This is a genomic window from uncultured Desulfovibrio sp. (genome assembly GCF_902477725.1).
GTDB lineage: Bacteria > Desulfobacterota > Desulfovibrionia > Desulfovibrionales > Desulfovibrionaceae > Desulfovibrio.
In genome coordinates this window covers 156,657-175,602 of the sequence record NZ_CABSIF010000005.1, presented here as the reverse complement: position 1 = coordinate 175,602, position 18,946 = coordinate 156,657, and the positions used below count along the sequence as shown (strand labels likewise).

General features: G+C 55.7%; 19 protein-coding genes. 10 read left to right on the top strand and 9 right to left on the bottom strand.

Going from position 1 to position 18,946, the window contains the following annotated elements; genetic code table 11:
• The first annotated feature begins 42 nt into the window (after positions 1–42).
• The 7 genes from map to rplQ all read left to right on the top strand — a co-directional run bounded on the left by map (position 43) and on the right by rplQ (position 4,160).
• Entirely contained in the window at positions 43–837 is a 795-nt protein-coding gene (gene map, locus RDK48_RS06010) for a type I methionyl aminopeptidase (RefSeq protein WP_298996525.1), read from the top strand.
• A gap of 137 nt (positions 838–974) precedes the next feature.
• Positions 975–1,088 carry a 50S ribosomal protein L36 gene (gene rpmJ / locus RDK48_RS06005; protein WP_005027799.1) on the top strand — a complete coding sequence of 38 codons (114 nt, stop codon included), beginning with the start codon at positions 975–977 and terminating at the stop codon, positions 1,086–1,088.
• Between the two features lie 15 nt (positions 1,089–1,103).
• Positions 1,104–1,472: a 30S ribosomal protein S13 gene (gene rpsM, locus RDK48_RS06000; RefSeq protein WP_022658169.1), complete on the top strand. Its 369-nt coding sequence runs from the start codon at positions 1,104–1,106 to the stop codon at positions 1,470–1,472.
• A gap of 123 nt (positions 1,473–1,595) precedes the next feature.
• A complete protein-coding gene (gene rpsK, locus RDK48_RS05995) occupies positions 1,596–1,985 on the top strand; it encodes a 30S ribosomal protein S11 (RefSeq protein WP_136399285.1) in 390 nt (129 codons plus the stop codon).
• A 47-nt stretch (positions 1,986–2,032) separates the two neighbouring features.
• Entirely contained in the window at positions 2,033–2,659 is a 627-nt protein-coding gene (rpsD, locus tag RDK48_RS05990; protein ID WP_298996530.1) for a 30S ribosomal protein S4, read from the top strand.
• A gap of 12 nt (positions 2,660–2,671) precedes the next feature.
• Positions 2,672–3,715, top strand: a complete 1,044-nt coding sequence (locus RDK48_RS05985) for a DNA-directed RNA polymerase subunit alpha (RefSeq protein WP_022658172.1) — start codon at positions 2,672–2,674, stop codon at positions 3,713–3,715.
• A complete protein-coding gene (gene rplQ / locus RDK48_RS05980; RefSeq protein ID WP_298996533.1) occupies positions 3,705–4,160 on the top strand; it encodes a 50S ribosomal protein L17 in 456 nt (151 codons plus the stop codon). Before RDK48_RS05985 ends, rplQ begins: the two co-directional genes overlap by 11 nt.
• Before the next feature lie 658 nt (positions 4,161–4,818).
• Here rplQ and RDK48_RS05975 read toward each other — a convergent pair.
• Genes RDK48_RS05975 through RDK48_RS05965 form a run of 3 tightly spaced genes read right to left on the bottom strand, consistent with a single transcriptional unit; the run spans position 4,819 to position 5,427 of the window.
• A complete protein-coding gene (locus tag RDK48_RS05975; RefSeq protein ID WP_298996536.1) occupies positions 4,819–5,055 on the bottom strand; it encodes a hypothetical protein in 237 nt (78 codons plus the stop codon).
• The gene (locus tag RDK48_RS05970) at positions 5,052–5,264 is read right to left on the bottom strand and encodes a hypothetical protein (RefSeq protein WP_298996539.1); all 213 of its coding nucleotides are present in this window, start codon (positions 5,262–5,264) and stop codon (positions 5,052–5,054) included. The genes RDK48_RS05975 and RDK48_RS05970 overlap by 4 nt, the downstream gene beginning before the upstream one ends.
• A 31-nt stretch (positions 5,265–5,295) precedes the next feature.
• Positions 5,296–5,427 carry a hypothetical protein gene (locus RDK48_RS05965; RefSeq protein WP_298996542.1) on the bottom strand — a complete coding sequence of 44 codons (132 nt, stop codon included), beginning with the start codon at positions 5,425–5,427 and terminating at the stop codon, positions 5,296–5,298.
• 882 nt (positions 5,428–6,309) lie between these two features.
• Here RDK48_RS05965 and RDK48_RS05960 point away from each other — a divergent pair.
• Together RDK48_RS05960 and RDK48_RS05955 are read left to right on the top strand one after the other, a co-directional pair.
• Complete coding sequence (locus RDK48_RS05960; RefSeq protein ID WP_298996544.1) at positions 6,310–7,557, top strand: Glu/Leu/Phe/Val dehydrogenase; 1,248 nt, start codon at positions 6,310–6,312, stop codon at positions 7,555–7,557.
• A 233-nt stretch (positions 7,558–7,790) separates the two neighbouring features.
• Complete coding sequence (locus RDK48_RS05955) at positions 7,791–9,215, top strand: sodium:solute symporter (RefSeq protein WP_298996546.1); 1,425 nt, start codon at positions 7,791–7,793, stop codon at positions 9,213–9,215.
• A gap of 626 nt (positions 9,216–9,841) precedes the next feature.
• Here RDK48_RS05955 and RDK48_RS05950 read toward each other — a convergent pair.
• The 3 genes from RDK48_RS05950 to yqeC form a co-directional block, all read right to left on the bottom strand.
• Positions 9,842–10,222, bottom strand: coding sequence for a RidA family protein (locus RDK48_RS05950; protein WP_298996548.1), 381 nt, complete (start codon positions 10,220–10,222; stop codon positions 9,842–9,844).
• Positions 10,223–10,293: 71 nt separating this feature from the next.
• A complete protein-coding gene (gene yqeB, locus RDK48_RS05945; RefSeq protein WP_298996550.1) occupies positions 10,294–11,223 on the bottom strand; it encodes a selenium-dependent molybdenum cofactor biosynthesis protein YqeB in 930 nt (309 codons plus the stop codon).
• Between the two features lie 75 nt (positions 11,224–11,298).
• Positions 11,299–12,249: a selenium cofactor biosynthesis protein YqeC gene (gene yqeC / locus RDK48_RS05940; protein ID WP_298996552.1), complete on the bottom strand. Its 951-nt coding sequence runs from the start codon at positions 12,247–12,249 to the stop codon at positions 11,299–11,301.
• 136 nt (positions 12,250–12,385) lie between these two features.
• On the opposite strand from yqeC, the gene RDK48_RS05935 reads away from it, so the two are divergent.
• On the top strand, positions 12,386–12,979 hold the full coding sequence (locus RDK48_RS05935) for an NTP transferase domain-containing protein (protein WP_298996557.1): 594 nt from the start codon (positions 12,386–12,388) through the stop codon (positions 12,977–12,979).
• 37 nt (positions 12,980–13,016) lie between these two features.
• Here the strand turns inward: RDK48_RS05935 and xdh are convergent, their stop codons facing one another.
• The 3 genes from xdh to RDK48_RS05920 all read right to left on the bottom strand — a co-directional run bounded on the left by xdh (position 13,017) and on the right by RDK48_RS05920 (position 18,940).
• The gene (gene xdh, locus RDK48_RS05930) at positions 13,017–15,650 is read right to left on the bottom strand and encodes a selenium-dependent xanthine dehydrogenase (protein WP_298996560.1); all 2,634 of its coding nucleotides are present in this window, start codon (positions 15,648–15,650) and stop codon (positions 13,017–13,019) included.
• A gap of 33 nt (positions 15,651–15,683) precedes the next feature.
• Positions 15,684–17,165, bottom strand: coding sequence for a uracil-xanthine permease family protein (locus RDK48_RS05925; RefSeq protein ID WP_298996563.1), 1,482 nt, complete (start codon positions 17,163–17,165; stop codon positions 15,684–15,686).
• 161 nt (positions 17,166–17,326) lie between these two features.
• On the bottom strand, positions 17,327–18,940 hold the full coding sequence (locus RDK48_RS05920) for an outer membrane homotrimeric porin (protein WP_298996565.1): 1,614 nt from the start codon (positions 18,938–18,940) through the stop codon (positions 17,327–17,329).
• Positions 18,941–18,946: the final 6 nt, after the last annotated feature.

The window sequence follows — 18,946 nt, the reverse complement described above, 5'->3', positions numbered from 1 at the left end:
GGCTTGCCCTCCGCTTTCGCAAGCGCGGATGGTGATTGTATAATGAAAAAATATCACGGCGCATTCATCAAGAATGAAAGGGAAGTGGCCTGCCTGCGGGAAGCAAACCGCATGGTGGCCAACATACTGGATGCCGTGGGCGATATGGTGGAGCCGGGCCTGCCTACCATGCGTCTTGAAGAGTTGGCGCGCGACATGTGCGCCGACTATAAGGTAAAGCCAGCGTTTCTGGGGTACTGCGGTTATCCTTTCGCTCTGTGCTGCTCGGTCAACGAGCAGGTGGTGCATGGTTTTCCTTCTGCGCGGCTGCTTAAGGAAGGCGATATCGTCAGCATCGACATGGGCGTTGTTTATGAAGGTTTTGTGGGCGATGCCGCTCGTACCTTTCCGGTTGGCAAGGTTAGCGACGAAACCCGCAAGCTCATGCGGATAACGGAAGAAAGCCTGTACGTTGGCATTGAACAGGCCCGGGCTGGCAATGATGTCTACGACATCGGCGCAGCTGTTCAGGATTATGTTGAGGCAGCCGGTTTCAATGTTGTGCGACGTTTTGTTGGGCATGGCGTGGGCGCAAAAATGCATGAAAAGCCCGAAGTTCCGAACTTCAGGCCGGGCATGCGTGGGTTGACCTTGCAAAACGGCATGGTCATTGCCATTGAACCCATGGTAACTGTTGGCACTTACGAAGTGGACATTCTGGACGATCAGTGGACCGCCGTGACTCGCGACGGTTTGTGGGCCGCTCACTTTGAACACAGTGTTGCCATAACCCCAAATGGCCCCCAGATTCTTAGCATTTCGGACCGTGGTTTGAACCGGCACACAATTGAAGGTTGACATCAGCGTTAAAGCTGGATAAAGATTTTCGTTCCCGTCCTTATTTTGAGGACTGCGGCCTGTTGTTCTATCGTGGCGAAGCCGCAAGCCGGATCTTTATTTGGTCAATGCAATGGTTTCTTATTGGAGATTGAGGTATGAAAGTAAGACCTTCCGTCAAGAAAATATGCCCCAAGTGTAAGGTTATCCGGCGCAAGGGAGTGCTTCGAGTTATCTGCGAAAACCCCCGGCACAAGCAGCGCCAGGGCTAGGGCAGGAGACTAATTGTGGCGAGAATAGCAGGTGTTGATTTGCCTCGCGGCAAACGGGTGGACATTGCGCTCACCTACATTTATGGCATTGGCCGTACCACGGCCATGAAAATTCTGGATACCACCGGCGTTAACTGGGAGCGTAGTATTGACGACCTCTCTGCTGACGAAGTTAACGAGATCCGTAAGGAACTCGAACAGAACTACAAGGTGGAAGGCGACCTGCGTCGCGAAATCTCCAGCAACATTAAGCGCCTTATGGACATTGGTTGTTTCCGTGGTCTGCGTCACCGTCGCGGTTTGCCCGTGCATGGTCAGCGCACCCATACCAATGCCCGCACCCGTAAGGGACCCCGCCGCGGCGCCGTAGGCAAGAAGAAGTAGCGGTGCGGCTGCGCTTGTCGCAGTTTGTAAAGCGGATGCAGCAATAGTGCTGCCGTGAGGACGAACGGATTTTTCCGCCATTGGCGGAAAAGAATCTGACAAGCTTCCAATTTGAGGTTAGTTATGGCCAGACCCAAGAAAGTGGTCAAGAAAAAGGAAAAGAAGAACGTGCCGGTGGGCATTGCCCACATCCAGGCTTCGTTCAACAACACCATCATTACTTTTACGGATACGCGCGGCAATGCTGTCTCCTGGGCCTCCTCGGGCCAGAGCGGCTTTAAGGGTTCGCGTAAGTCCACCCCTTTTGCTGCGCAGGTTGCCGCTGAAACGGCTGCCCGCAAGGCTCAGGACAACGGCATGCGTACTGTGGGCATCTATGTGAAAGGCCCCGGTTCCGGTCGTGAAGCCGCCATGCGCGCTATTTCGGCTATCGGCTTCAAGGTGGCGTTCATCCGCGACGTTACGCCCATTCCGCACAATGGCTGCCGGCCGCCCAAGCGCCGCCGCGTCTAGTTTGCGCCTAGCGTAAACCGCGCCTAAACCGTAAGAGGTAAAGATAGATGGCTAAATATACTGAAGCCAAGTGCCGCATGTGCCGTCGCGAAGGCTGCAAGCTTTTTCTGAAGGGCGACCGTTGCTTCACTGACAAGTGTGCATACGACCGTCGTCCTTATGCCCCCGGCCAGCATGGCCGCGCGCGCAAAAAGGTCAGCGAATACGCAGTTCAGCTGCGTGAGAAGCAGAAGACCCGCCGCGCGTACGGCATTCTCGAACGCCAGTTCCATGGCTACTTTGAGAAGGCCGAAATGCAGAAGGGTGTTACTGGTACCAACCTGCTCGTTATTCTTGAACGCCGCCTCGACAACGTGGTGTACCGCCTTGGTTTTGCCAACTCGCGCAACCAGGCTCGTCAGCTCGTTCGGCACGGCATTTTCACCCTCAATGGCCGCAAGGTGAACATTCCTTCCTTGCAGATCCGCGTGGGTGACAGCATTGAAGTGCCCGAAAAGAACCGCAAGATTCCGGTGCTCGCTGAAGCTCAGGAAGTCATTGCCCGTCGTGGTTGCCCCGCCTGGCTTGAGGCTGACGGCGCCGCTTTCAAAGGCTCTGTCAAGGCGCTGCCGCAGCGTGACGATATCCAGTTCCCCGTCAACGAGCAGCTGATTGTCGAACTTTACTCGAAATAAGCGGGGGTTCGCATGCTTATAAAACAGGGCGAACGCCTTATAAATGCACGCAACTGGTCAGAGCTCGTAAAGCCCGATCAGATCATGCGCGAAGAAGAAACCGCCAGCATCACGCATGGCAAATTCATTTGCGAACCGCTGGAACGGGGCTATGGCACCACCATCGGCAATGCAATGCGCCGGGTTCTTTTGTCGTCCCTTCAGGGTGCGGCCTTCGTATCGGTGAAGATCATCGGTGTGCAGCATGAATTCACCACGGTGCACGGTGTTCTTGAAGACATCACTGATGTCATCCTGAACATCAAGCAGGTTCGTCTGCGCATGGACACCGATGAACCGCAGCGCATTACCCTGCGCGTTGACCAGAAGGGCCCGGTGACTGCCGGACACATCATGGGCAACCAGCATGTTGAAGTGCTCAATCCTGACCAGCACATCGCCACCCTCACTGAGGATGTCGTGCTTGAGATGGAATTTGAGGCTCGCATGGGCAAAGGCTATGTGCCTGCTGACATGCACGAGGGACTGAACGAGGAAATCGGCGTTATCAAGCTGGATTCCAGTTTCTCCCCTGTGCGTAAGGTGGCCTACACCGTGGAGCAGGCTCGTGTTGGCCAGATGACCAACTATGACCGCCTGCTGCTGGAAGTATGGACCGACGGCTCCCTCACACCCGAGGATGCCATTGCCTACAGTGCCAAGATCATCAAGGACCAGATTTCTGTGTTCATCAACTTTGATGAACGCGTGTCTGGCGACATGCGGCACGGCAGCGGCGAGAGCGGCGAAATCAATGAGCATCTGTACAAGAGCATTGACGATCTTGAATTGTCGGTGCGCGCCACCAACTGCCTGCGCGGCGCCAACATTGCCCTTGTGGGTGAACTGGTGCAGCGTTCGGAAGGTGAGATGCTCAAGACCAAGAATTTTGGTCGCAAGTCGTTGGATGAAATCAAGGGTGTTCTTTTGGACATGGGCCTTGACTTCGGTATGAAGGTCGATTCCTTCGACAAGAAATATCAGGAATGGAAAAGGAAGCAGCAAAATGAGGCATAGCAATTCCGGCAGGAAACTCTCGCGTACGCCTGCGCACCGTAAGGCCCTGTTGCAAAATCTCGCTAAGGCCCTGCTGATCCACGGCAAAATCCGCACCACGGAAATTAAGGCCAAGGAGCTGCGCCGGGTGGTGGAACCCCTGATCACCCTTGCCAAGCGCAATGACCTGCACGCCCGCCGTCAGGCTTACCGTGTGTTGAACGATCACGCTTTGGTTAAGCGCCTTTTTGATGAGATCGGTCCTGTTTTCGCCGGCGTTCCCGGCGGTTACACCCGTATCCTTAAGCTGGCCATGCCCCGTAAGGGCGACAACGCCCCCATGGCCATCATTGAGCTTTCTCGCGCTCTTGAAGCTGCTCCCGCTACGGAAGCCGCCGTTGAAGAAGCGCCTGCCAAGCCCAAGCGTACCCGCAAGCCCAAGGCTGAAGAAACCGCCGAAGCGTAACCGCTTTGTTGGTTTGACGAATACTGACGAAGGGGCGCTTTGCGCCCCTTCGTCGTTTTGCGCTGCATGCATTCTAGGCTGAATGAGGATAGTTGCAGTGCAAAATCCCCTGAGCGCATTTCCAAAATACGCCGCATAGATGTCCTGCTCAGACTTTTTGCCCCATTTATCAAATCCTGATTCTGCCTATCAATAAAGTCGGCTGCTCTATCATTCGCGAATTACTGCGCAGAGTCTGCCCTTTTTCCCTATCGTTGCCCTCAAGTAAATTCAGAGATGCGCTTCATGGCCCTTAAAAGCGTCTCAATTGATCTCATTCCCCTTTTTAGGGGGCGGGGGACAATAGCCATCATCTGTTGTAAGCGTGTTCAATGGCAGTTTCAATTTGAGCATTTCTGCTCAATGAAGCCAAATCAAAAGCTCACTTCCTTACTCGCAGTGGATTGGAATATCGTAAGGAAAACTTCGATGGAGGGCCTTAATATTTGTCGCGGAAAGAGCTCGATCTCTTTGGCTGGATGCTCACCAGTGGCTCATTTTGGGGCTGTACCCAGGGATCATGTGATCTGTTCAAAAAAGTCAGAACAAGCCTGCATAAAGCGAGAAGCAGGGAGTAAAGAACAGGGACCCCCCCGCATGGGGCAGGTTGTCTGTTGAATCAGAAGGAATAGAGGATAGTTAGTGTCATTTTCCAGGCTTCTCTGTAGTTAAGGCTGTCATCAGATATTTTTTGGTAGCCACCCCAGACGTCCTTGTCCAGCCACAAGTGAATATAGCCAAGCTCCAGCACAAAATCCTGATTTTTAGCAGACTTGTAGGTGCTATTCAGATTTAGCACAAAACCGGTGTCGCTGGTGGTGAGGTACGTGCCCAGTGGTGCGTTAAAGTCCGTCATGTTGTGGTAAACGGCACGCCCAGATTGTCCGTAGTCTGGCGTCCTGTAATGTATGAGGCCATTTTGATGTTGTTGGTGCGGCTGAAATAGTTAAGCCGGATTATATGGCACAGGCCAGCAACAAAACTGATGTCTTTCAGGCGAGTGCCTGCACCCCACGTTCCAGAGGGGTTGGTGCCCAGAACTCCCTTGCCCCCTGCGTACAGCACACTGCCACGGCAACCGAATGATGATAGGGAATTAGTAGCGTTTGGTGGTGGCAATATACGGCAAGTGTTCAGAGCCGTTGTGCGGGCTATCGTCGTCACCGCTGAAAAACCAGCCATAGAAGCCTGGCACGCCCCAATCAAAGGCATATTCGGTCAGAAGCATCCCAAACCAGCCGGATCGGTTCAGGTATTCCCTACCGTGATCAACTGCGCCGTAACGGAACTTGCGCCATCCGCACCGAGTGCGCCACCCTGATTGGCCATGCCCCAGCGCTGCTCGCCGATTTCAAAAAAAGCAGTACCGGACAAATTTTCGGAAGCGACCGTATCGAGCTGTCAATGCATGCGGTTATACGCTTCAAAATAGCCTCTCGGCTGGTGTATGGATGACCATTGCTGGCCATTGACTGTCTCACCCGCGCGGCTTTTGTTCATAAAGTTGCCACCGTTGACGTGGTCAAAAGCAAAATGCCATGCCCCTTTGACTTTTACGTCGACAGCCAAGCTTTGTCCGCTCATTGCAAAAAAAACAGCAGACTTCCGCAATAAATGATACAAAACCCTTCATTAGAACCGCCGTCTATTCAGTATTCAATGTCCCTCCCTCTCCCCTCAAGAAACAATCCTTTCCGCGGTGAACCTGCTGCGTTTTTTTGTTGTGCTCCTTTTCTGGGCTTAAACGTTTCAGACATCCTTTGCTGAAGAGGGAGCATATTGATGCTCATTTATTAACGCTCGTTAACTATTTAATCACGTTTCCGAACCTGCAACGAGGCTCACCCCCGCGATTGTGATTTATATAACGTAAAAAAAGATCGTTTTTGCAATAGATTAAGTGCATCCTTTCAAATTTTTTAATCGAATTTATTGCATGGCATGTCTTTTGCTTCAATTGATACATATTTGGACTGTTGCAGAAACTGTTTGCTTGATGAATGATCACTGTTTTTCTGATTATTGTTTTTACTATTAAATCCTTATGCTCATGAAATAACATGAAATGCATGCGGATTTGATAAAAATAACAGACTAAATGGAGGATGACATGGCTACAGCAACTACAGCTCTTGAAAATGCACTCGCGCAACTGGAACAAGCGGCAGCCCTCGCCGGACTCGAACCCCATGTTCATGAATTTCTCAAGCGTCCCATGCGTGAACTTACAGTGCGCATCCCCCTTAAAATGGATAATGGTACTGTAAAAATTATCGAAGCCTACCGTTTTCATCACAATTGGGCCAACGGCCCCATCCGTGGCGGCACGCGTTTTCATAAGGATGAAACGCCCGATGACGTGCGCGCGCTGAGCATGTGGATGACCATCAAAAACGCCTGCAACAACATCCCCAACGGCGGCGGCAAAGGCGGCATTGCCGTTGACCCAACCACCTTGTCTCTCAACGAACTGGAGCGGTTGTGCCGTGGTTATATCCGCGCCATCTCTTCCATCACCGGCCCCTGGATGGACTTTCCCGGCGCTGACATCGGCACCGATGCCCGCACCCAAAGCTGGATGCTGGACGAATGGGAAGCCATGCACCAGCGGCTTGAACCGGCTGCCGTGAGCGGCAAGGCCATACCCCTTGGCGGTTCTGCCGGGCGCGCTCTGGCCACCAGCCGTGGCGTGCAGTACGCCACCCGTGCAGTTGCGGCCTCTGTGGGCAAGCCCATGTCGAGCTTGCGCGCAGTTGTGCAGGGTTTTGGCAAGGTGGGCGGAAACCTCGTGTCGCTGTACAATGAAGACAATGTGACCATCTGCGGTGTAAGCGACGTGAACGGCGGCATCTACAATGCCGATGGTCTGGATGTGAAGGACGTGTTCGCTTGGTTTGAGGAAAAGGGCACCCTGACCGGGTATCCCAAGGCCAAGGCCGTGACCAACGCGGAGCTGCTGGTGCAGGATTGCGATGTGCTGGCCCCCTGCGCCGTACAGAGCGTTATCACCCCTGAAAATGCGGCTGGCGTTAAGGCTTGGGCCATTATGGAAGGCGCCAACGGCCCTGTGACTGTTGAAGCCGAAAAAATTCTGCGCGACCGCAAGATTATCGACTGCCCCGATGTGTACGCCAACTCTGGCGGCACCCAGGTGGCGCATTTTGAGCGCATTCAGAACCTCAATAACGACTGCTGGACTGAAGAATTCGTCAACAAGAAGCTCGAAGGCGTGTTCCTCGACGTATTCAATGAAATATATGCGGTCTCCAACGAGAAAAACATTACCATGCGCATGGCCTGCTGGGTCAAGGCGTTGAACCATACAGTGGCTTCCATGAAGTGGCGCAGCTGGGTATAGGCGTTTTAGAAGCATAAGCTCAACGCCGTATCAAGGGGGGCAGCCGAGATTTGTGCCTCTGAACCAGAAATGGCGACCTCCCTGTTTTACCTCAAGCAACTGCACGTATGCAGGTTACCCAAAGTGCGCCCAACGGGGTGCGCAATGCAGGCCGCCCGCCTGAACACCAACAGGCGGGCGGCAGTCATTGCTGGGGCCTTTATGCTGGCATTACAATCATCGGGTGAGGTCATATGGAAGTCAGTTTTGTTCATTATCTGGGCATGTTTCTGGTGGTCGGCATTACCCTTGGATACTCAATTTATTCCGCGCGCAGCGTAAAATCTGCGGACGGGTTCAGCCTTGTGGGCCGCGCCGCTTCTTCTCCTCTGGTGGCGGGCGGTATCGTGGGCGTTATTATCGGCGGCGGCGCAACGGTGGGCACGGCGCAGCTGGCCTATCAGGCCGGTCTTTGCGCCTGGTCGTATTCTCTTGGTGCAGGGTTGGGGTTTTTGGTGCAGGGCATTTTTTACGCCCGCGCCCTACGGCGCACCAATCTTGAAACCGTTCCCGAATTTTTTGGCCTGCATTATGGCAAATACGCCGCCCCGGTCATCAGCATATGCGGTACCTTGAGCATGCTGTGCGGCTGCGTGGCCGGCGTTATTGCGGGCATAAATATTCTGGCCGCAATCCTTAAAATCAGCCCGCTTGCGGCAACCTTTCTGCTTGCGGCGCTTGTGCTTATGACCGTGTTTTTCAGCGGTCAGAAAGGCAGCAGCGTTACTGGCATTATAAAAATGAGCGTGCTGTGGGTGGGCCTGCTGGTAGGCAGCGCGGTGGCTGTGGTATCGCTGTACGAACTTCCTGATTTTTCCACGGTATTTCCGCATGAGCCTTGGCTGAATCTTTTCAGCACCGGTACCGGGCAGGTGCTGGGCAACATATTCTCTACCGTAGTGGGCATCTGCTGCTCGCAGAACTACATTCAGGCCCTGTACTCGGCCAGTGACGCCCGCACGGCTTCTCGCGGGGCCATCATGGCTGGCTTGGTGGTTATCCCCGTTGGGCTGCCTATTGTGGCCATTGGCATGTTCATGCATGCGCAAAATCCGGCATTGCCTCCCATTTTGGCCCTGCCTACGTTTTTCTTCACCTATTTGCCCGACTGGTTTGGCGGCATAGCCATCTCGGGGGTGCTGCTGGCCATCATCGGTTCTACCGCAGGGCAGGCTTTGGGCATTGGCACCATGATTTCGCGCGACTTTGTGGGCAACGTGTTCAAGGTTACATCGAGCGAGGGGATTCTGAAGGCCAACCGGATTACCCTTGTCATCGTGACCACGATTTTTTCGACTCTGGCCTATACGTATCTTCATTCCACCGTGCTGTACTGGAATTTCTTCTCCTTCCTGCTGCGCGGCGGCGGTGTTTTTGTGCCGCTGACACTGGCGATTTTCAAGCCCGGCTGGCTCTCGCCTTTCTGGGCTCTGACCTCCATCATTTGCAGCACCACGGCAGCTATTGTTGCCAAGCTGGCTTTCGATGTGAGCCAGCCGCTGTTCCTTGCCTTGGGCATCAGCCTTGCCATTGTGGCCTTGGGGGTTGTGGTTTCCGGCAAGAGCTACCGGGCTGCCTACATTAACGCGCAGGCCGAAAAGCAGGCAGACACTGTGTAGCAGGGCAGCGGCGAAAAGTTGCTGAGGCAGAATTTGTAGTCTGGATGCGTCATACCGCTGTGACTTGTGCCGGCAATACGGCAGGGAGTCCAACGTGCGGCTTTGGAATGCCAAGGTCCGCGTAAACAACCCGCTGTGTTTTTAAACAGATCTGCCCTCACAAGGCGGCTTGCATTCAAAGGGCATTATGCCCGAACATGCAGGCCGCTTTTTTGTATGTAGAAAACCCCCGCTAGTGGTATGCCCCCCATCATGTTTTCAAAGTTTAAGCCTAGTGGGGCTTTTTTACTTTGTCTACCTGATGGGGGGCATACCACTATGCCGGGGGATATTTATTGAACTCTCTTGGAGTTCAAGATGGTGCCGAAACGGTACACTCTGCCGCTAGAAGAACATCCCAAAAGGGCCTTCAAATCAGCAGGGTGGACATTTCATCCGCTTACATGTGCGCAATGTAGGGTTCTCTTTCAAGTGAATTCGCTCTGTTCGCTAGTGGTTCTACACCAGATTCTTCCGATGCAGAATTCATGGAGGCAGAGCGAACCGAAGCGTTGTTGGTCGTCTACCAACTCCAGTATCCGGATACGCAAGAGATGATTACGATCACCGGATGCTGGCCAACATGCCTATCGGGCTGCGATCACTTCAATTTCAACTTTTGCTCCGAGAGGTAGCTCTTTTACGGCAAAGCAGCTCCGCGCGGGATAGGGTTGGGAAAAAAAGGTGGAATACACTTCGTTAACGGCGGCAAAGTCTTTCATATCTGTCAAGAAAACCGTTGTCTTGAGCACCTTGCTCAGGGAGGAACCAGCTTCCTCGAGAATGGCCTTGACGTTTGCAAGCGAGGCCGTGGCCTGGGCCTTGATGTCATCCGGTATGGTTTTACTGCCGGGGGCGAGAGGCAACTGCCCGGAAGTGAAGATGAGAGAGCCGTTGGTGAGGGCCTGGGAATAGGGGCCGATTGCGGCGGGAGCATTGTTGGTGTTGATCATAGTAATGGTGTTCATGAGTAATCCTTAACGTTATGGTTGCTGTTGTTGCTTTGCCAATGATTGCCCTTGCCGTGGATACGGTCGGCCTATGCCAGCGGTGCTGGGGCCTTGGGGCTAACACTGTTAACAAAAAAACGCTCCGCCTCTCTGTGCGCGCGGATCTCGGTCTGCTGGGCTTCCACCGCTGCACATGCCGGGTGCAGCACAATGCCGTTCAGTCTGGCAAGGTAGAGGCAGGCTTCCAGCACCGCGCCACCAAGGGAGCGTGCCTTGTCGGAAATAGAATGCCAGTTCACAGTGTGTGGAGGCCTTGGGTCCACATCCGCGCATTTGAGTCCGGCGGTCACTTCCATGCCGTCGGCGATGAGCCCTCGCAGAATGCCGTCCAGCGGTGAAGGCACCGGGATACCGCCCACCAGAAACAATATCTCACCCTTGCGCACTTGAGCGCCGATGTGTCGCAAGTGCCTTACCATGCCGGTTGCGGGTGCGCGCACCACGCGTTCCGCGCTTTTGCCCCCCAGTTCGCCCGGCACCCCCGTATTGGGCAGGGCAGCGCCCGTGAGTATGAGGCGGCCCAGATCGTGTCCGCGCATGGTTTCAATTACTGCGTCCACGTCTTCCGGCGCGCTGAACCCTGGCCCCAGAGCCAGGGTTATAGGAGCCATACCCCGGTGGGTGCCGAGGTTGCGCTTGGCGATGGTTGCGTCCACAAGAGCTGCTGGCCTGAGCTGCGCAAGGCTGGCGCAATGGGGATCAACCAGCACGGGAACAGCATTACATTGCCATATGCTCGTGCAGGAGGCGGCGTCCACGGCCAGATGGGCGTGCAGGTCTTCAATCTGAACACTGCCCTCTGTCACGGCTGAGCAAACAGCGACATTACGGCGTATGGCCAGCGGGCGGGGCACTTCCAGCACTGCAACCCTGAAGCCTCCGCGCCAGAGTTTCTGCACAATACCGGTTGCCAGATCCCCGCCTCCACGAACGACAATGACATCTGTTGAGTATTTCATGGTTGTTCCTCTGTATTTCAGGCAACCTCTGGAGCAGATCGACATTGAAAATGTTTATCTGCGTCACGTGGCCAGTTATCGCAGGCGGGCGGCCCTGCCCAGCAGGGCGCTGCCTGCCACGACTCGATCCAGACGTTGCAAAAAAGTTTCGGGCAGGGTTCGCAACACCTCGCGGGCCAGATCAAGGGCAGCAGCGCCCTCAACCTGACTGAAAAAGAGCGTCAGCCGCCCTCTTGCCCGGGCAAATATTCCCCTGGGGCCACTGATGGCGGAAGCAACGTGTTCCGCCCGCAAAATTTGTCCCACGCTCGCACAGGTCAGTGCGCAAAATTCCTCTTGGCGATGTACATCCTCGGCTTTGAGGACTTTGCCAATCTGTCGTAGGGGTATGACCCCTATGCTGCAGGTGGCCCAGTCAGGGATCACCGGTTCATGACTTTTCCACCCTTTGAGGGGCCGCATGCGCGAGCCGTCGGCCTCAAGCAGCAACAGCCTGAAATGGCCGTCCGGCAGGCTCATCCGGGCGTACATGCCTTCGGGAAGCCCTTGCAGTTTGAACGCGGCCATGGCGGTTTCCGCTTCTTCAGCCGTCAGGGTGCTGCCTGGCTGTCCAGCCAAGGCGGACGCGAATTGCTTCAGCTCCATTGCTGACGGTGTTTTCGGCTTGGGGGATTCCTCTGCGCCAGCCCTCTGTTCCGACTGGTGGCGGTGATTCTGGCGCGTACCCGCCAGATAAATGCCGGGTCCCAAAGGCGATATTTTAGCGCCGTTTGCGGGCAACGCCCATGTGCGCAAGAGGTTTGCAGACGCTTCTTCATCCAGAAAAGCCAGATACGTCTCCGGGCTGGGAGGAAAAATTTTGGTCGTGGTGCCGCAGAGTATGGGGATATCTGGAAAACACACGGCCAGAGCGTTTATGAGGGTACTCTTGCCCCCGCTGCCCACAACGCAGACCCTGTCGCCAGGCCGCACACCCAGGGCGGAAGCCATATCTGTCCAGTGTTCGCAGGGGAGTGGCGCTGTCATGGAGTCTCCTTGAGGCTTTTGGCATACTTGCACGCCAGCTCGGCCTGTTTCATAGTAGCAGGGACACTCTGGTGCGACCCGCTCGGTTGTTTGTGCCGCAACCTTTTGCCAACCATAACTTTTTCGGTTCAGCCATATGAATATCGCCGCCGTCATTCTTGCCGCGGGGCTGTCCCGCCGCATGGGGCAAAACAAACTTCTGCTGCCTTTTCGTGGGGGCAGCATGCTGGGTCGCACCCTGCAGCTGACTGCCGCGTTGCCTTTCAGTCAGCGCATCCTTGTAACCAGCGAACAGGTACAAACTGCTTTGCAGCAGGGCGATGAACTGTCCCCGGATTTTCAGATTGTGCTTAACCACGCTGCCGAACAGGGCCAATCCGTCAGTTTGCGGCTGGGTACGGCTGCCGCGAGAGGTGATGGTTACCTGTTTTTTACGGGTGATCAGCCCTTATTGGATTCATCCGTGGTGCTCTCCGTGCTGGAACACGCCGCCCCTGATCGCATCGTGGTGCCGCGCGCCCTTGGCAGGCCAGGCAACCCTGTATTTTTTGGGGCGCACTTTCGCGACGCCCTGCTGGACTGCCGGGGCGACAGAGGCGGCAGGGGGGTGCGCGATGCCTACCCCCACTGCTGCATCTATGTGGATGTGTCCGATGCCCGCTACCTTGCGGATATCGACACTCCGGAACAGTATGCGGCCCTGCTTCAGACGGAAGCTGAACAGGCCTGAACGCCAGCCTGTTCTGGCCGCATAATCCATCTTCGGGCTATTTGCCCGCGCCGCCTCCCTTGGCGGCCTTTTTGTAAAAGGTGTTTTCCATGGGCAGCTTGGTGCGGAAAACTCCATCCAGATGAAAATAGGCTCCCTGCAAGGCTGGAGTGATGGGGATGGAGGCCAGCTCGCCCACGCCTTTGCCGCCCTTGCCGTGTGGCCCCCACTGCTTGTTGTCCACAAACTCGGCGTAGATATCCACGGGCACATCCGTGGCGCGCAATAGACCGAGGGTGCCATATTTGCTCTTGGGGTAGCCGTTTTCCAGCTTGTAATCTTCGGTAAGCGCATAGCCCATGCCCATGACAATGCCGCCTTCCAGCTGGCCCTGAGCCGCCTTGGGATTGGCCACGCGTCCGGCATCGTACGCGCCATGAACGGATACAAGCCTGCCTTCATCGTCCAGGTCAGCCACAATGGCGGCAAAGCCGTAGGCCACATGGCTCACGGGGTTGGGTTTGTCGCTGCCCATGGGGTCGGTATCGCTGGCAAATTCGCCATAAAATTCCTTCCCTTCCAGCTTTTGCAGGCCCGCGAGCCAATCGCAGCCGCAGGCGCTGCAAATTTTGTCCAGCTCTTCCTTGAGGGCAGTGGTGGCCCGCACAGTGGCCTCACCGGTAAAGACAGTCTGACGCGAGGCCGTTGTTGTGCCAGAATTGGGAGTACGGACGGTGTCTGGCGGCTCCACGACAAACATGTCTGGCGGCAGGCCGGTAGCTTCGCAGGCCATTTGCAGCATGACAGTACCCATGCCCTGACCAATGCAGGCCGCGCTGCTGCGCAAGTGGATTTTTCCCTGTTCCACCGACGCGATGCAGCGCCCGATGTCGGGAATGCCAACGCCCACGCCAGAGTTTTTAAAGCTACAGGCAATGCCAGGGTGGCGGGCCTTGTGGAATGAGTCCCTCACGGCTTCCAGGCATTGCACCACAGCGGTGCTGGGGTCTGCTATCTGACCGTTGGGCAAGGCCTGACCTGGCCGCACGGCGTTGCGGTAGCGTATTTCCCACGGTGAGATGCCGATTTTGTGGGCCATGAGCGTGAGCACGCTCTCCATGCAAAAGGCCGACTGGGTGACGCCAAAGCCTCTGAATGCCCCGGCTGGCGGATTGTTGGTATACATGGCGCGGCCGCGCACCCTGAAATTCTGGAAATTGTATGGCCCGCCGGCATGGGTGCATGCGCGCTGCAACACAGGCCCACCCAGCGAAGCAAAGGAGCCGGTGTCTGAAACGATATCGAATTCAGCGCCCTGTATGATGCCGTTCTCGTCGCAGCCCAGCGATACAGTAATCTCCATGGCGTGCCGCTTGGGATGAAAGTTCACGCTCTCCTGACGTGAAAACTTCACTTTGACAGGCTGTTTCAGCAGCCATGCCGCAAGAGCTGCGTGGTGCTGCACGCTCATATCTTCCTTGCCGCCAAAACCGCCGCCCACCAGCATGGAGTGAATGTGTACCTTTTCTGCGGGCAACCCCAGCATGTTGGCCAGCTCGTGCTGCTCGTCATAAATGCCCTGCGCGCCGGTATAGACCAGAACGCCGTCTTGACCTTCAGGCACGGCAACGGCGCATTCAGGTTCCATAAAGGCATGTTCAGTAGGCGGGAGCGAAAAATGTTGCTGTATTACATGTTTTGCATTGGCGATGGCTTGCGCGGCATTTCCTCTGTCCACAATTTCTTCCCGCAGCAAATTTCCCTTGTCGTGAACCTTGGGTGCATCGGGATGAAGCGCCTGATCAATGCTGGTAACCGCGGGCAGTTCGTCCCACGCGACCTCCACAAGCGCCGCCGCCTCACGCAGGGACTCTTTTTTGCTGGTAACCACCAGAGCAACGGCATCGCCGATGTAGTGGGTTATTTCGCCCACACCCACAAGCACGGGCTGATCCTTGACCAGATGCCCGATGATTCTGTCCCCAGGGATGTCTTGTGCCGTGATGACGCGTACCACGTCCGGGTGTTCCAGCGCCTTTGATGCGTCTATATGTACAACGCGGGCGCGGGGGTATCTGCTGCGTACGCCTGTGGCATAGAGCATGCCTGCAAGGCCGGGGTAGTCCGGCCCCAGATCATCCACATACAGCCCAGTGCCCAGTGTTTTTTCCTCCGCGTCCAGACGGGGAAAATCCTCGCCAAGTTTGCCGGTAAAGGTTTCCTGCGGCAGAGGTGTGTCTTCGCGCAGCAATCGTCCTGCAAGCAGAATGGCCTCCTCAATCTTTGCATAACCGGTGCAACGGCAGATGTTGCCCCGGATGGCTTTTTTAACGTCGGTGCGCTGCGGGTCAGGATTACCATCCAGCAAACCCTTGGCGCTCATAACCATGCCGGGAATGCAGTAGCCGCACTGAACAGCGCCCGTTTTGGCAAAGCTGTAAGCATAGACGTCCTTTTCGCGTTGTGAGAGGCCCTCAATGGTGACAACGCTCTTTCCTTCCAGCTTTGCCAGAGTGGGTACGCAGGCTCTGGTAGGCTTGCCGTCCACAAGCACGGTGCAGGCCCCGCAGGCCCCTTCGCTACAACCGTCCTTGGTGCCAGACAGGCCCAGCTCTTCCCGCAGAAAGTCCAGCAGCTTGCGGGTGGGGGAAGCTGTGGTGATTTCTTGTCCGTTGATACTGAATGAGGGCATGGTTCCTCCTCTGCAAAGGGATGTCTGATGGCGTCAGCACTGCTTCTTGTCGGCATTGCCTTCCGGGCAGGTGGGCTCGGGGATGTACAGTTCCTGCGAGGGCGAGCATTCTTCGGGTTCATCTCCTTCGTTTGCGCAGCATGGGGGTGCCGGGGGCAGGATCTGGTGCACGATCATTGCCGTGACGCCGCCGGAAACCACGGGTGAATCAAAGAAAATTTTAAAAAAGTTCGGCATCTTGTCGAATATCTCAGGGGTGAGCATGGAAACAAGTCCAACACCCATGGATGCGGCAATAACAATGCTTTCCCGGCGGTTGACTCCGTTTTCAGCCAGAATGCGGATGCCGGAGGTGGCGATGGTGCCAAAAAGCATGACCAGTGCGCCGCCCAGCACGGGCCGGGGCAGCAGTTCAAAAAACACCACTACCACCGGGAAAAGGGCAAACAGGATAAAGAGTACCCCGCAGTAGCGGCCGACCTTGCGGCTGGCTACCCCGGAAAGCTGGATGACGCCGTTGTTCTGGGCAAAGGTAATCTGGGGGAAACAGCCGAAGATAGCCGCAACAGCGCTGAACACGCCGCCGCAGAGTATGCCGCCCTTGAGCCGTGAGCGGTACAGGGGGCCACTGGTGGGCTGCTCCGAAACCGAGGCAGTCGCCGTGATGTCGCCGATGGCCTCAATAATGAGCACCAGAAAGATGAAGGACAGCAGGATAAAGGCCTGCCAGTCAAAGCCGAAAAAACCGAACTTGAAGGGCACGGGCAGCATGAACAGCTCTCTGGGCTTGTCCAGCACAGTCCAGTCCACCTTGCCCATTATAATGGCCGCCACAAAGCCCAAGGTCATGCCGATGACCAGGGAACACATGCGGAAAATGGGTATTTTGATGCGGTTGATGGCCACGATGGAAAGGATGACCACTGCGCCCAGAAACAGGTTGTCCAGATCGCCGAACGTGCCTTTGGCCTTGGCGGCAAAGCCGCCCGCAAGATCCATCGCGCCCACGCGTACAAGCGACGCGCCGATCATCAACACCGTGATGCCAGCGACCGTATGGGTAATAACCTTGCGCAAATGCTGCACAGTGTAGCTGCCAAGCACCAGCCAGAAAGATCCCAGGAAACAGACCCCAAGCAGAGTGCAGAGGGACTGATCCCAACTGTAACCGCGTTGCCGCATGAATGCGATGCCGATGGAGCATAAAGTAGCTGGAAAGGCAAAGCTGGTGGCCTGCACGTTGAGCATGCCGGAACCAATGCCCAGTGGGCGCGTAACCTGAACGATAATGCTTATGCCTGCAAAAAGCAGAGACATGCTGATAAGATAGGCAATGGCCTCCTGCGGCGCGCCGAGAGCCGTGCCCACAATGGCTGGGGGCGTCATGACGCCCAGAATCATGGCCAGGATGTGCTGAAAGGCCGCAAGAACAGTAATGGTAAAAGGCGGCTTGGAATCAAGTGCGTAAATAAGGTCGCTTTTGCCGGGCTGGTGCGGCTCATTCTTGGATGTCATTCTAGTCTTCTCCTTCGGGGTGAGTACCTTGAGAATACATTCTTGCATCTTAAGCTGTGCCGCGGCATGCGACACGTTACGCAAAGCAAAGCGGTTCTTTTATTGCGGCAATCCTCAGCAGAAAGCTCTCATTATGGATTGCAATATGATTTTTGCATTGGTTAAAACGAATATCTGAAAGACACACTGGCGCGCCATGCGTCTGTGGCGTTAAGGCCATGACTGTTGCCTTTCTTGTTATATCCCCCCCACATATCTTGGCTGTCGTCCAGCCACAGGTGGATGTAGCCAAGGTGCACCCACATATCCAAATTTTTGTAGATGTCATAATGGGTGTCAAAGTTGACTTCCATCCCTGAGTCCATGGTGGTGAGGTATGTTCCGTACGAGTTGAAATCGCTCAGGCCAGTGGCTTTGCCTTGCCCCCTGTAGCTGCGGGTGCCGGTGATGTATCCGGCCATGGTGGGGTCGTTGGTGCCCTGGAAGTAGTTGACGCGAACGTTGTGTTTCAGGTCTTCCAAAAAGGAAATATCCATCACCCTTGCGCCTAAGCCCCAGGTGCCTACGGCGTTGTAGCCCATGATGCCGTCGTTCGAGAGCCACGGCTCGCCCCACGTGCCCAGAGTGGAGATGTTGTAGCCGCCGCTGCCGATGGAAACGAAGGGCATGACTTCGGAACCATTTTTGATGTTGCCGTCATCGCCGCTGCCCCACCAGCCCACAAGGCCGGGGGTGCCCCAATCCGTCTTGTATTCGGCAATGGCGCTGAGCATCCAGCCTGAACGGTCATATTCCTGCCTGCCGGTTTTCACGCTTCCGTAGTTGAAATCCCATGAAAAGCGGAAGGGATCGGCAACAGTAACCTGGCCGGTAAGGCCAGCCCAGATGGCGCTGGAGTACGGGTCGGCCCGCTGAAGATGCCTGGCGTTGTCGTCCAGAGCGCCGGGGGGAGCCACAAGGGCGGTGGTGTTGCGGCGCACGTCAATGGGGCTCGCACCATTGTATGCTTTGGAGCCTCCGGCGATTTCAGTGGCGAAGTTCACGCTGGTTCTGTTGAAGCTCTCGCCAATGGCGCCGCCCATAACCCATGGAGTGATCTTGACTCCGCCAAAGTCGAGGGGCGCAACCAGACCGACGAAATCAACGTTGTCCAGAAAGCCGTTGGCAATGCCGCTGTGCCCGTTGGCGGCATCCGCAGTATTGCTGGTAGTGGCGTTGTCGTTATAGGCCCGCAGCCAGAAAGCAGAGAGCGATACATTGTTGCTGATCTTGTAGCTGGCGGTGATGCCCGCGCCGTCTTCCATAAGAATGGCGTTGCCAAAGGTGTAGCTGGGCAGATAGAAGCCCTGGATGCCCATGCGCAGCTTGAGGTCTGTGTTGGGTACCATCCAGTCAATATAGGCGCGTTTGAGCTCAACAATGTTGCCGTCGGCGCCAAGAGCTCCGCCGCCGCCATAGAGCGAATTGGAGGCACCCCACACGCTGTCGCCCATTTCAAAGTAAACGGTGCCGGAAAGAGATTCGGAAGCGACGGCCTCAAGTTCAAGACGCACGCGCTGGCGGGCTTCGAAATTGTCTTCGCTGCCGTGACCGACTGCGCGGTAGTTGCCCGGACTGTTGTTGCCGTCACGCCCCCGGCTCACGAATTTGCCGCCCCCGCCCAGATCAAAGTTTACAATCCATTCGCCCTTGGCCTTGAAGTCAATGGCTGAAGCACCCTCGGCCACTGCCAGCACAAGGCTGGCTGCAAGAATAAACGTAGTAAGTTTTTTCATGTATCC